The 11,817-nt window shown below is 66.7% G+C and carries 13 protein-coding genes; 4 read left to right on the forward strand and 9 right to left on the reverse strand.

Translation table 11 applies throughout. The features are described from left to right. Positions 1-109: 109 nt before the first annotated feature. Positions 110-1,090, forward strand: a complete 981-nt coding sequence (locus HLH27_RS07685; RefSeq protein ID WP_182949225.1) for a sterol desaturase family protein — start codon at positions 110-112, stop codon at positions 1,088-1,090. 46 nt (positions 1,091-1,136) lie between these two features. Here HLH27_RS07685 and HLH27_RS07690 read toward each other — a convergent pair whose 3' ends face one another. Beyond that, positions 1,137-1,727 carry a CarD family transcriptional regulator gene (locus HLH27_RS07690; RefSeq protein ID WP_182949227.1) on the reverse strand — a complete coding sequence of 197 codons (591 nt, stop codon included), beginning with the start codon at positions 1,725-1,727 and terminating at the stop codon, positions 1,137-1,139. Positions 1,728-1,795: 68 nt separating this feature from the next. Further along, positions 1,796-2,671 carry a bestrophin family protein gene (locus HLH27_RS07695; protein ID WP_182949229.1) on the reverse strand — a complete coding sequence of 292 codons (876 nt, stop codon included), beginning with the start codon at positions 2,669-2,671 and terminating at the stop codon, positions 1,796-1,798. Between the two features lie 229 nt (positions 2,672-2,900). Here HLH27_RS07695 and HLH27_RS07700 point away from each other — a divergent pair, with 229 nt between their 5' ends. Genes HLH27_RS07700 through HLH27_RS07710 form a run of 3 tightly spaced genes read left to right on the forward strand, consistent with a single transcriptional unit; the run spans position 2,901 to position 5,679 of the window. Continuing rightward, on the forward strand, positions 2,901-4,016 hold the full coding sequence (locus tag HLH27_RS07700; RefSeq protein ID WP_182949230.1) for an S-(hydroxymethyl)glutathione dehydrogenase/class III alcohol dehydrogenase: 1,116 nt from the start codon (positions 2,901-2,903) through the stop codon (positions 4,014-4,016). A gap of 2 nt (positions 4,017-4,018) precedes the next feature. Then, the gene (fghA, locus tag HLH27_RS07705) at positions 4,019-4,867 is read left to right on the forward strand and encodes an S-formylglutathione hydrolase (protein WP_182949232.1); all 849 of its coding nucleotides are present in this window, start codon (positions 4,019-4,021) and stop codon (positions 4,865-4,867) included. 14 nt (positions 4,868-4,881) lie between these two features. Then, positions 4,882-5,679, forward strand: coding sequence for a ribonuclease T2 family protein (locus HLH27_RS07710; RefSeq protein ID WP_246375610.1), 798 nt, complete (start codon positions 4,882-4,884; stop codon positions 5,677-5,679). A gap of 4 nt (positions 5,680-5,683) precedes the next feature. Here the strand turns inward: HLH27_RS07710 and HLH27_RS07715 are convergent, their stop codons facing one another. The 7 genes from HLH27_RS07715 to HLH27_RS07745 all read right to left on the reverse strand — a co-directional run bounded on the left by HLH27_RS07715 (position 5,684) and on the right by HLH27_RS07745 (position 11,662). Further along, positions 5,684-6,103 (reverse strand): secondary thiamine-phosphate synthase enzyme YjbQ, encoded by a 420-nt coding sequence (locus HLH27_RS07715; protein ID WP_182949234.1) that lies wholly within the window; start codon positions 6,101-6,103, stop codon positions 5,684-5,686. A 12-nt stretch (positions 6,104-6,115) separates the two neighbouring features. Beyond that, positions 6,116-7,111, reverse strand: a complete 996-nt coding sequence (gene trpS, locus HLH27_RS07720; RefSeq protein WP_182949236.1) for a tryptophan--tRNA ligase — start codon at positions 7,109-7,111, stop codon at positions 6,116-6,118. A gap of 77 nt (positions 7,112-7,188) precedes the next feature. Next, positions 7,189-7,665, reverse strand: a complete 477-nt coding sequence (locus HLH27_RS07725; protein WP_182949237.1) for a c-type cytochrome — start codon at positions 7,663-7,665, stop codon at positions 7,189-7,191. Positions 7,666-7,696: 31 nt separating this feature from the next. Then, positions 7,697-8,188: an FKBP-type peptidyl-prolyl cis-trans isomerase gene (locus HLH27_RS07730; protein WP_182949239.1), complete on the reverse strand. Its 492-nt coding sequence runs from the start codon at positions 8,186-8,188 to the stop codon at positions 7,697-7,699. 47 nt (positions 8,189-8,235) lie between these two features. Then, positions 8,236-9,465 carry an argininosuccinate synthase gene (locus tag HLH27_RS07735; RefSeq protein WP_182949241.1) on the reverse strand — a complete coding sequence of 410 codons (1,230 nt, stop codon included), beginning with the start codon at positions 9,463-9,465 and terminating at the stop codon, positions 8,236-8,238. A gap of 141 nt (positions 9,466-9,606) precedes the next feature. Further along, a complete protein-coding gene (gene rlmN, locus HLH27_RS07740; RefSeq protein ID WP_182949242.1) occupies positions 9,607-10,824 on the reverse strand; it encodes a 23S rRNA (adenine(2503)-C(2))-methyltransferase RlmN in 1,218 nt (405 codons plus the stop codon). A gap of 94 nt (positions 10,825-10,918) precedes the next feature. After that, positions 10,919-11,662 (reverse strand): TlyA family RNA methyltransferase, encoded by a 744-nt coding sequence (locus HLH27_RS07745; RefSeq protein ID WP_182949244.1) that lies wholly within the window; start codon positions 11,660-11,662, stop codon positions 10,919-10,921. Between the last annotated feature and the right edge of the window lie 155 nt (positions 11,663-11,817).

The raw sequence follows: 11,817 nt of genomic DNA on the forward strand, positions 1-11,817 counted from the left end.
CGGCCGATGGTCGGGGTGTATTGATGGAAACGGGCATGTCACCCTAAACCGTGCCTGGCGGGTGCGGGCCTTCGGGTGTCGTCGCGTGCATGACAACAGGATGGTGGCAATGATCGATCCATTTTCATGGCTTGCCGGATGGATCCAGGAAAACTGGCTGATCCCGATCCTCTACCGTTTCGGGTGGATGGAATGGGAGGACACGTCCTTCCTGTGGGCCATGTTCGCGATCTACGGCGTGTTGCAGGTCGTGCTGAACCTGGCGATCTGCATGCCGCTGGAGCGGTTCTGGCCCCTGCGCCGGTGGGAGAACCGCGACAATGTGGGCATGGACATCGTCTATACGCTGATCGCGCGGATCGGCCTGTTTCCGCTGGTAACGTTCTTCGGCTTCTACGAGATCCAGACCTGGCTGAATGGCGTGCTGACCGACCACGGCTATATTCCGCCGACGCTGGAGAGCGTGTTTCCGACCCTGATGGACTGGCCGGTTGCGACGTTCTTCCTGTACGCGGTGATCCTGGATTTTGCCGAATATGTCCGGCACCGGCTGTCGCATGTGTTCGGCTGGTGGTACGGGCTGCATGCGCTGCATCATGCGCAGACGCAGATGACCTTCTGGTCCGACGACCGCAATCATCTGCTCGACGATGTCACGTCCTATATCTGGGCCATCGCGGTCGGGCTGCTGATCGGCGTGCCGCCGTTGCAGTTTCCGTTGCTGATCCTGTTCCTGCGGCTGGTCGAAAGCCTGTCGCACGCCAATACGCGGGTCGGGTTCGGCTGGCTGGGCGAGCGGATCCTGGTCTCGCCGCACTTTCACCGGGTGCATCACGGATTGCGGTCTGCCGGGCGGCGCTCGTGCAATTACGGCGCGGTGTTTCCCTGGTGGGACATGGCGCTGCGCACGGCGAATTTCTCGCACGATGTGGTGGAGACCGGCGACCCGAAGGCCGAGCAGGCGCTGGTCAGCGGCGGGTGGCTGGCGCAGCAGAAGGCGGGGCTGGTCCTGTCATGGCGCCTGGCGACCCGTCGCTGGCGGCGGGGCGAAACCCGCGCGCCGGCGGCCACGGGGCCAGGCGGAGCATGAACATGTAAACTCTCCGGCCCCGGCGGATCGCGGGGCCGGGCGGGGATCAGGCGGCTTTCATAGCCGCCGTCAGGGATTCCAGCACCGCGGCCGGCTCCTTGCCTTCCAGCACCGCGACTTCGGCCACGAAGCGTTCCTGCGCCGCTTCGAACAGCTTGCGCTCGCTGAAGCTGCCGTCCAGGCTGTCGACATTGCGGCGCAGGTCGCGCAGCACTTCCGCGATCTGGACCAGATCGCCGGAATTGATCTTTTCCTGGTAGGCGACGGCGCGGCGGGCCCACATGCCGCGGCTGACATGCGGCTTGCCCTTGATGATGGCCATCGCCTTGTCCACGATCTCACGCGAGACGATCTTGCGGAGGCCGGCCTTGCGCGCCTTGGTCAGCGGGATACGCAACGTCATCTGGTTGCCGGGGAACGAGATCTGGATCATTTCCAGCTTGGTGCCCGCGATTTCGTCGATACCGATGCGATCCACCCGTCCGACACCGTGGGCGGCGTAGACGATGGCGTCGCCCTCGCGGAAGGGATCTTCGTCCTTGACCTTGGTCTTGGCCTGCGCGGCGGTTGTGGCAGCGGCGGTGCGCGCCATTGCGTCGGTCACACCGCCCTTGGGGGTCGTTCTGAACATGCTCATCCGGGTAGTTATATCACAATTTTCCTATTCTGTCTCGATCCTCGGATGATGGCCGCCCCGTGAGACGCTCAGGACTGCACGCCGCCCACGGGGGCGATCGGGCCGCCGACCGGGATGCGGACGGGTTGCAGCAGGTCGATCTCGATCGTGCGGGCCATGGTCAGCATCGGCATGGCATGGGGCGAATTGTCGAACGGGTCCTGCAGGTCGCTGCCGATCTTGTCCAGCGCCACGAACAGCAGCCCGACCAGCGATGAGCCCAGGGGGGTGATCCACCCCAGGGTCTGTACCATCGACAGTGGCAGTACGACGCAGAACATGTTGGCCACCAGCCGGGGGATCAGCGAGAACTGGATGGCCAGCGGCGTATTGCGGATGCGCTCCAGCCCACCCTGCGCATTGGCCAGGTCGGACAGGATGCGATCGATCTGGCCATGGACGGCGCCGTCGATCCCCTGGCGGGCGACTTCCTCGTTCACCGCCAGGCCAATCTGGTACAGGATGGCGTTGGGCTGGTTGTTCATGCCCACGATGGCGGTCTGCATCTCGGGCGGCAGCAGCCGGGCGATATCGGCCGAGCTGTCCAGCCGCCCCAGGGCGCTGCGCAGCGCATACGGGTAGGCCGCCATGGCGCTGGCCAGGTCGGGCCGGCCGCCCAGCAGGGACCCGGCCTGGCGCCCGAACGAGCGGCAATTGTTGGTGATCGCGCCCCACAGCGTCCGTGCCTCCCACCACCGTCCGTAGGCGGCGTTGTTGCGCACGCCCAGGAACAGCGCGACGGCCGAGCCCAGCAGGGAGACCGGCAGGGTCGGCTGTTCCATCCAGTCCTGGTGAAAGACCTGGAACATGACGACGACGAAGACGTCCCATGCCCCCAGGAGTGCCAGGGTCAGCAGGCTTTCGCGCATCAGGATGAATAATCCGATCCGCCGGTCGACGATCATCGATGCTTTCTCCCTCAGGACTGGATGCGTTCGCGAACCCGGAGCACCGAGCAGCCGACGCCATACTGACGACGCCCCCGGGAAAGACAACAGCCTGAACGGAAAGACGGATTTTGTGACAGTCGCGACATTCTCTGTTGCAAATCCGCCGGGCGGCATTGACCCTTCCCGAGATGGCACCCTTTATGATGCGGATAATTTCGATCCACGACTCTGGAGAGGCACGATCATGGACGTAAGGGCGGCGGTCGCATTCGAGGCAGGCAGGCCACTCGAGATCGAGACGGTGCAGCTTGAGGGCCCGAAGGCGGGCGAGGTACTGGTCGAGATCAAGGCCACCGGCCTGTGCCATACCGACAAATACACCCTGTCCGGCGCCGATCCGGAAGGGCTGTTTCCGGCCATCCTGGGGCATGAGGGCGCCGGCGTGGTCGTCGAGGTCGGGCCGGACGTGAAGCACCTGAAGCCCGGCGACCATGTGATCCCGCTCTACACGCCTGAATGCCGAGAATGTAAATCCTGCCTGTCGCGCAAGACCAACCTGTGCACCGCCATCCGCGCGACCCAGGGCAAGGGCGTGATGCCGGATGGCACCAGCCGCTTTTCCTACAAGGGGCGGCCGATCCACCATTACATGGGCTGCTCGACCTTCGCGAACTACACGGTGCTGCCCGAGATCGCGTTGGCCAAGATCCGCCCCGACGCCCCGTTCGACAAGGTCTGCTATATCGGCTGCGGCGTGACCACGGGCATCGGCGCCGTGCTGTTCACCGCCAAGGTCGAGACCGGATCGACCGTGGTGGTGTTCGGCCTGGGCGGGATCGGGCTGAACGTCATCCAGGGGGCCAAGATGGTCGGCGCCGACATGATCGTGGGCGTGGACATCAACCCGGCGCGCGAGGAGATGGCGCGCAAGTTCGGCATGACCCATTTCGTCAACCCGAAGGATCTGGGCCCGAACGGCGACGTGGTGGGGCACCTGGTCGAGCTGACGGGCGGCGGGGCCGATTATTCCTTCGAGTGCGTGGGCAACCCGACCCTGATGCGCCAGGCGCTGGAATGTTCGCATCGCGGCTGGGGCGTTTCCACCATCATCGGCGTGGCCAGCGCGGGGCAGGAGATCAGCACCCGCCCGTTCCAGCTCGTCACCGGTCGCCGCTGGATCGGCTCGGCCTTCGGCGGGGCACGCGGGCGCACCGACGTGCCGAAGATCGTGGACTGGTACATGGACGGCAAGATCGACATCGACAGCCTGATCACCCACACTCTGCCGCTGGAGAAGATCAACGAGGGCTTCGACATGATGACGCGCGGCGAGAGCATCCGCACCGTCGTCGAGTTCTGAGCATGGCGATCACGACCCGCGCCACCCATGCCTGTTGCGGCGGCACGCTGGGCTTCTACAGCCACCAGTCCGACAGTCTGGGGCTGGAGGCACGCTTCGCCGTCTTCGTGCCCGATGGCGCGTCGGCGACCGCCCCGGTGCCGGTCATCCACCTGCTGGCCGGCCTGACCTGTACCGAGGAAACGTTCCTGATCAAGGCGAACGCGGTGCGCTTCGCGGCGGAGTACCGGATCGCGCTGGTCGCGACGGATACCTCGCCCCGGGGGGCGGGCATTGCCGGCGAGGATGACAGCTACGATTTCGGCAGCGGGGCCGGGTTCTATCTGGACGCGACGCAGGCGCCCTGGGCCGGTCATTACCGGATGGGCACCTATATTGCCGAGGAACTGCCCGCGCTGACCGAGGCCAGTTTTCCGCTGGACGGCACGCGGCGCGGGATCATGGGCCATTCGATGGGCGGCCATGGCGCGCTGGTGCATGCGCTGCGCGCGCCCGACCGCTGGAAATCGGTTTCGGCCTTTGCGCCGATCGTCCATCCGGCGGCGGTGCCGTGGGGCGAGAAGGCCTTTACCGGTTATCTGGGGCCGGACCGCGCGACCTGGGCGGCCCATGACGCGACCCTGCTGCTACAGGCGGGCCGGACCCACCCGACGACCATCCTGGTGGACCAGGGCGATGCGGACCAGTTCCTCGATGCGCAATTGCAGCCCTGGCATCTGGAGGAAGCCGCGAAGGCGGCCGGGCAGAAGCTGATCCTGCGCCGCCATGCGGACTACGACCATTCCTACTGGTTCATCCAGTCCTTCATCCAGGATCATCTGACCCATCACGCGGCGATCCTGTGCCGATAGACCGAAAGGGCCCGATGAGCACGGCATATCATCGTATGGCGCATCGCGTGCGCGGTGCGCTCGGCGGTCTTATTCTGGCGGCCGCGATGACGGGCTGTGCGCCGACCGCGGTGCGGCCCGCCTTGCCGGTGGCGGATAGCGTGATCAGTCCGCCCGCGCATGGGGATTTCGGCCATTATACGCTGGCGCTGACCTGGCAGCCGGGCTTCTGCGCCAGCGGGCCCGGTTGCCGGCCCGACCAGCCGAAGGCACCGCTGATCGGGCTGCATGGGCTGTGGGCGTCACGGCCCCAGCCGCTGATTGCCGCGGGCGTGCCCCCGCAGCGCTGGTGGGCCGCCGGATGCGACATCTATCCGGGGCAGGATTCCACGGCACCCGTCGCCGTCGGCAGCGCGACGAGGCAGGCGCTGGAGCAGAGTGTGGCGCATCTGCCCGACAGCCTAGTCGACCATGAATATCACAAGCATGTCCAATGTTTCGGCATTCCGGCCGAGACGTTCTTCCACACCGCGCTGGAAATGCGCGCGCTGGTCGCGCAGTCCGATTTCGGCGCTGCCTTGCAGGGATGGCAGGGGCAGGTCGTCACCCGGGATGCGGTGATGGAAGCATTTGGTGCCACGTTCCATACCAGGACGGATCGCGCGCTTCAGCTTCGCTGCGAGCACGATCATGCGGGCCGCGACGTGCTGACCCAGCTCTGGTTCACCCTGAAGCGCGAGCGGGTGGCCGAGTTCCCGCGCCCCGGCGCCTTCTTCCGCGCGCCCGAGGCGCAGGATAATTGCCCGGCGCGGTTCCTGGTTCCGGCGTGGTGACCGTCTATTCGCCGATCAGGTGAAGGATAAGCTGCCGCCGGTGGGGCTGGCGGCGGTGCTCGAACAGGTAGAGGCCCTGCCACGTTCCCAGCACCGGTTGCCCGTCGGCAACCGGGATTGAAAGCTGGGTCTGGGTCAGCATGCTCCGCAAGTGCGCGGGCATGTCGTCGGGGCCTTCATCGTCGTGGATGTAGCGCCCCGGGGCTTCGGGGACTAGCGCCTCGAAGAAGCGTTTGATGTCCTCGCGTACCGTGGGGTCGGCGTTTTCCTGCACCGTCAGCGAGGCCGAGGTGTGCCGGCACCAGATCGTCAGCAGCCCGGTCTCGATGCCGGTCTCCGCAACCCATTGCCGGGCCGCATCGGTAAACATCACCAGCCCTTTGCCGCGGGTCGGGATGTCGAGACGATGCAGGGCCTGGCGCATGGGGTGTGTTTCCTATTTCAGGAAGCCGACAAGGCGTTCGGCTTCGCTGACGATGGGTTCGGCGATTTCCGCCGCGCGCCCGGCGCCGTCGCGCAGCACCGCGCGCAAATGGTCCGGTGCGTCCAGCAGGCGCCTGGTTTCCTCGGCGATCGGCACCACGGCCTGGACCAGTACCTCGGTCAGCGCGGTCTTGAAGGGGCCGAACCCTTCGCCGCCATGGCGGGCCAGCACCTCGGCCGCCGTGATGCCGGCCAGGGCGGCGTAGATATCGACCAGGTTGCGCGCCTCGGGCCGGTCCTGCAAGCCTGCCGTTTCGGTGGGCAGGGGCTCGGGGTCGGTCTTGGCGCGGCGGATCTTCAGCGCGATCGTGTCGGCATCGTCGGTCATCTCGATGCGGCTCTGGGCCGATGGGTCGGATTTGGACATTTTCTTCGTGCCGTCGCGCAGGCTCATGATGCGCGCGGCGGCGGGCGGTATCAGTGCCTCGATCGCCGGGAAGAACTCCACGCCGTAATCGTGGTTGAATTTCTGCGCGATGTCGTTGGCCAGTTCCAGGTGCTGGCGCTGGTCGTCGCCCACCGGCACCCGCGTCGCCTTGTAGGCCAGGATGTCGGCGGCCATCAGGTTGGGATACACGTACAGCCCGGCCGAATGGTTCTCGCGGTCCTTGCCGGCCTTGTCCTTGAACTGCGTCATGCGGTTCAGCCAGCCCAGCCGCGACACGCAGTTGAAGATCCAGCCCAGCCGCGCATGAGCGGTGACGGCGGACTGGTTGAACAGGATATGGGCCTTGGGGTCGATGCCGGCGGCCAGCAGGACGGCGGTCTGGGCCAGCGTCTGCTGGCGCAGGGCCTCCGGGTCCTGCCACACGGTGATGGCGTGCAGGTCCACGAGGCAGAAAATGCACTCGTGATCGGCCTGCAGCGCGACCCAGTTGCGGATCGCGCCCAGATAATTGCCCAACTGCGGAATGCCGGTCGGCTGAATGCCGGAGAATATGCGTTGCATGAGGGTTCTTTTCAGGCGTCGGACCCGATCCGGTCAAGCCGGTCGGCGATCACGACATCCGGGTTTCGGGGCAAGGGTCAGGGCAGTGGATGGAGGTGGTCCAGTGCCCGCCGTTCGTCCGCCACGCGGGAGGGACCCGGGGCCTGCCCACGCTGCGCCGCGACATCGCCGGGCTGGAAGGTGGGCGGGTCGGCCTGCCCGCCGCTGGCGGAGAGATAGGTCAGGATCGCCGCGATTTCGGTATCGGACAGGCGGCGGAAGGATGGCATGGAGAAATTGTACCGTCCGCCATTGGCCACCAGCGGGCCGTTGAGGCCGTTCAGCAGCACGTCGACCAGATAATGCCGCCCTTCCGGCGTACGGGCGATCCGGTCGATCCGCCCGGTCAGAGGCGGGATTTCCCCCAGCATGCCTTCGCCGCCATGGTGGCAGATTCCGCAATTGGTGCGGTAGCGCGCCTGACCGAGCGGGCGGTGCGACGAGCAGCCGTCCGTCGCCAGCAGGCCCAGAAGGCCCGCGACGAGCGGGGCGAGGGAACGCGCGCGCCGTATCATGCGGGTGTGCATATCGGCGCGCGCCCCGCGCTTACTGTTTCGAGACGCCCAGAAGCTGGATCTTGAAGATCAGCGGGCTGTCGGCGGGGATGATGCCCATCGAACGATGGCCGTAACCCAGTTCGGGCGGTACGTAGAGCATCCAAGTATCGCCCACATGCATCAGGGGCAGGGCTTCCATCCAGCCCTTGATGACGCCGTCCAGCGGCATCTGCATATACGAGCCCTTGCCGTGCTGGTCGGAACTGTCGAAGATTCCGCCCTCGGGCAGGCGGCCTTCGTAGATCACCATCATCCCGTCGCCGGGCGACGGGCTCTGCCCGTCCTTGGGGCCGCTCTCCAGCACCTTGTAGGCCAGTCCGTCGGGCAGGCTCTGCACGCCGGGCTCGGCCCGGATCTTGGCCATGTACTGCTCGGGCGTCATGTCCGGCTTGGATTCCTCGGGGCGTGCGCCGCACGCCGCCAGCGACAGGGCGGTCGCGGATGCCAGGAGGAGGGAAGTGACGCGGGACAGACGTTTCATGACACCTCGGTTTGGCGGAAATGGAAGGGCAGGAGAGGGTGCGGCGCTTACAGCGCGCCGCCCCGGCGTCCGATCTGGGCCCCAAGGCGCAGGCGCAGCGCGTTGAGCTTGATGAAGCCCTGGGCATCGGCCTGGTTGTATGCGCCCTCGTCGTCCTCGAAGGTCACGACGCGGGTATCGTACAGGCTGTTGGGGCTCTCGCGGCCGACGCAGATCACGTTGCCCTTGTAGAGCTTCAGCCGCACTCGGCCGGTCACCGAATGCTGGCTTTCGTCGATCAGGGCCTGGAGCATCCGGCGCTCGGGCGAGAACCAGAAGCCATTATAGATGATCTCGGCATAGCGCGGCATCAGGCTGTCCTTCAGGTGCCCGGCCTCGCGGTCCAGCGTGATGGATTCCATGCTGCGATGCGCCGTCAGCAGGATGGTGCCGCCCGGCGTTTCGTAGATGCCGCGCGACTTCATGCCGACGAAGCGGTTTTCCACCAGGTCCAGCCGGCCGATGCCGTTGGCCTTGCCCAGATCGTTCAGCCGCGCCAGCAGGGTGGCCGGCGACAGGGTGACGCCGTTCAGCGCCACCGGATCGCCCGCGACGAAATCGATCGCGATCTCGGTCGCGACATCCGGCGCGGCCTCGGGCGAGATGGTGCGCTGGAACACGATCTCGTCCGGTGCCTCGGCCGGGTCTTCCAGCAGCTTGCCTTCCGACGACGAGTGCAGGAGGTTGGCATCGACCGAGAACGGGGCCTCGCCGCGCTTGTCCTTGGCGATGGGGATCTGGTGTTCCTCGGCGAAGGCCAGCAGGCGGGTGCGCGAGGTCAGGTCCCACTCCCGCCAGGGGGCAATCACCGTCACGTCGGGCTTCAGCGCGTAATAGGCGAGTTCGAAGCGCACCTGGTCGTTGCCCTTGCCGGTCGCGCCATGGGCGACGGCGTCGGCCCCGACGGCCTCGGCGATCTCGATCTGGCGCTGGGCGATCAGCGGACGGGCGATCGAGGTGCCCAGCAGGTACTGGCCCTCGTACAGCGTGTTGGCGCGGAACATCGGAAAGACGAAGTCCTTCACGAAGGTCTCGCGCAGGTCCTCGACGAAGATTTCCTTCACGCCGAACATCTCGGCCTTCCTGCGCGCCGGCTCCAGCTCCTCGCCCTGGCCCAGGTCGGCGGTGAAGGTCACGACCTCGCAGCCATAGGTGGTCTGCAGCCAGCGCAGAATCACGGACGTATCGAGACCGCCCGAATAGGCGAGCACGACCTTCTTGACGTCCTTTGCGGCCATGGAACGGGATCTCCTGTCGTCGAATCTGAAGGGCTGAAAGAGTGCGGGCGGCGTGCCGCCTGATCCCCGCGTCCTAGCATCGGATGGAAAATGGTGCCAGCGGGGGCCTGCCCGAAATGCGGGCCTGCCGGCTGCCGGATGTCAGGCCGGCAGGGTGCGGCGTTCGCGCTGGCTTTCGGTGCGCAACTGCCCGCACGCGGCCAGGATGTCGCGGCCGCGCGGCATGCGGATGGGCGAGGCGAAGCCGGCATCCATCACGATCTGGGCGAATTTGGCCAGTTGCTCGCGCGTCGAGGGCCGGTAGTCGCTGCCGGGCCACGGGTTGAACGGGATCAGGTTGACCTTGGCCGGGATGCCGGCGATCAGCCGCACCAGTTCGCGGGCATCGGCCTCGCTGTCATTCACGCCGCGTAGCATGATGTATTCAAACGTGATGCGCCGCGCATTGCTGGCGGCGGGATAGCGGCGGCAGGCGGCGATCAGTTCCTCGATCGGGTATTTGCGATTCAGCGGCACGATCTCGTCGCGCAGGTCGTTGCGCACGGCGTGCAGCGAAATCGCGAGGTTGATGCCGAGTTCGGACCCGCACTGGTCCATCATCGGTACCACGCCCGAGGTAGACAGGGTGATGCGGCGGCGCGACAGGCCGATGCCCTCGCCATCCATGACGATCTTCATCGCCTTGGCGACATTTTCGTAATTGTACAGCGGCTCGCCCATGCCCATCAGCACGATGGTCGACAGCAGGCGCGGGGTCTCGCCCCTGGGGCTGGGCCATTCGCCGTAGCTGTCGCGCGCCGCCATGAACTGGCCGACGATCTCGGCCGCGCCCAGGTTGCGCACCAGCTTCTGCGTGCCGGTATGGCAGAAGGTGCAGGAGAGCGTGCAGCCGACCTGCGACGAGATGCAGACCGCGCCGCGATCCTCGCGCCGGTCGGGAATATAGACCGTCTCGGCCTCCTGCCCGTCGCGGAAGCGGAAGAGGAACTTGCGGGTCTCGTCGTTCGAGGTCTGGACCGTGGTCGCTTCGGGGCGGCCGATGACGAAGCGTTCGGCCAGTTTGGCCTGCAACGGCTTGGCGATCGAGCTCATGCGCGCGAAATCGGTCACGCCCTGATGGTAGAGCCAGTGCCAGAGCTGCTTGGTGCGGAACGGCTTTTCGCCGATTTCGACCAGCGCCTCGGTCAGTTCCTCGCGCGACAGGCCGACCAGGTCGCGCCGCCCGTCGGGCAGCATGCCGGTCGGCGGGGCGAACAGGGCCGATTTCGCCAGGATGCGCCGACGCTCGACCTCGGTGAGCGAGGCGGCCAGGCCGGTCTCTGCGGGGGGCTGGGGCGCTTGGGCGGAAACGGCGGTCATGAACGGCTACTCATCGGGCAGGCGCCACGCATTATCGCGGCGCGAAATGGCTGAATCCGCGCTGCCTATCACATTCTCACGGAAAAGGGGGAATTTACTCTGTATCCCGCCGCGCGGCGATCAGGAATTCGCGGTTGCCCTCGGGGCCGGTGATCGGGCTGGGCTCGACCCCCAGCACGGTCCAGCCGGGCAGGGCGGACCACCATTCGCGGATCATGGCGCAGACCGCATCGTGCACCGCGGGGTCGCGCACCACGCCCTTGGCGCCCACGGCCTCGCGCCCGGCTTCGAATTGCGGCTTGATCAGCGCCACGGCCCAGGCGCCCGGCCGGCACAGGGCCAGCCCGGCGGGCAGGACCGTGCGCAGGCCGATGAAGCTGGCATCGCACACCAGCACGTCGATCGGATCGGGAATGGTCGCCGTGTCCAGGGTGCGGGCGTTGCATTTTTCCAGCACCACCACGCGCGGGTCGCTGCGCAGCTTCCACGCCAGCTGCCCGTGCCCGACATCGACGGCGAAGACGCGCGTGGCGCCGTGCGTCAGCAGCACGTCGGTAAAGCCGCCCGTCGAGGCGCCGACATCCAGCGCCACCGCGCCTGCCGGGTCCAGGCCGAAATGCTCCAGCGCGTGCGCCAGCTTGACGCCGCCGCGCGAGACCCAGGGGTGATCCTGGCCCTTCAGCAGCAGCGGGGCGTCCTCGGGCAATTGCTCGCCCGCCTTGGCCACGCGCCGGTCGCCCGTATAGACCACCCCGGCCAGGATCAGCGCCTGGGCGCGGGCACGGCTTTCCACCATGCCCCGGTCGACCAGCATCTGGTCCGCACGCTGCTTGGCCATGATCGCGGCGGCCGGATCAGGCCGTCTGCTGTGACGAGGCCACGCCCAGAGCGTGCAGGGCGGTGGCTGCGATGGCGGTGGCGTCGAGTCCGGCCTCGCGATACTGGGCGTCCTGCGTGTTGTGGTCGATGAAGCGGTCGGGCAGCGTCATGGGG

The organism is Gluconacetobacter takamatsuzukensis (assembly GCF_014174275.1).
Taxonomy (GTDB): domain Bacteria; phylum Pseudomonadota; class Alphaproteobacteria; order Acetobacterales; family Acetobacteraceae; genus Gluconacetobacter; species Gluconacetobacter takamatsuzukensis.

Coding starts and splice junctions, on each gene's coding strand:
- HLH27_RS07685 (WP_182949225.1), top strand. CDS start 110: ATGATCGATCCATTTTCATGGCTTGCCGGATGGATCCAGGAAAACTGG.
- HLH27_RS07690 (WP_182949227.1), bottom strand. CDS start 1,727: ATGAGCATGTTCAGAACGACCCCCAAGGGCGGTGTGACCGACGCAATG.
- HLH27_RS07695 (WP_182949229.1), bottom strand. CDS start 2,671: ATGATCGTCGACCGGCGGATCGGATTATTCATCCTGATGCGCGAAAGC.
- HLH27_RS07700 (WP_182949230.1), top strand. CDS start 2,901: ATGGACGTAAGGGCGGCGGTCGCATTCGAGGCAGGCAGGCCACTCGAG.
- fghA (WP_182949232.1), top strand. CDS start 4,019: ATGGCGATCACGACCCGCGCCACCCATGCCTGTTGCGGCGGCACGCTG.
- HLH27_RS07710 (WP_246375610.1), top strand. CDS start 4,882: ATGAGCACGGCATATCATCGTATGGCGCATCGCGTGCGCGGTGCGCTC.
- HLH27_RS07715 (WP_182949234.1), bottom strand. CDS start 6,103: ATGCGCCAGGCCCTGCATCGTCTCGACATCCCGACCCGCGGCAAAGGG.
- trpS (WP_182949236.1), bottom strand. CDS start 7,111: ATGCAACGCATATTCTCCGGCATTCAGCCGACCGGCATTCCGCAGTTG.
- HLH27_RS07725 (WP_182949237.1), bottom strand. CDS start 7,665: ATGATACGGCGCGCGCGTTCCCTCGCCCCGCTCGTCGCGGGCCTTCTG.
- HLH27_RS07730 (WP_182949239.1), bottom strand. CDS start 8,188: ATGAAACGTCTGTCCCGCGTCACTTCCCTCCTCCTGGCATCCGCGACC.
- HLH27_RS07735 (WP_182949241.1), bottom strand. CDS start 9,465: ATGGCCGCAAAGGACGTCAAGAAGGTCGTGCTCGCCTATTCGGGCGGT.
- rlmN (WP_182949242.1), bottom strand. CDS start 10,824: ATGACCGCCGTTTCCGCCCAAGCGCCCCAGCCCCCCGCAGAGACCGGC.
- HLH27_RS07745 (WP_182949244.1), bottom strand. CDS start 11,662: ATGGCCAAGCAGCGTGCGGACCAGATGCTGGTCGACCGGGGCATGGTG.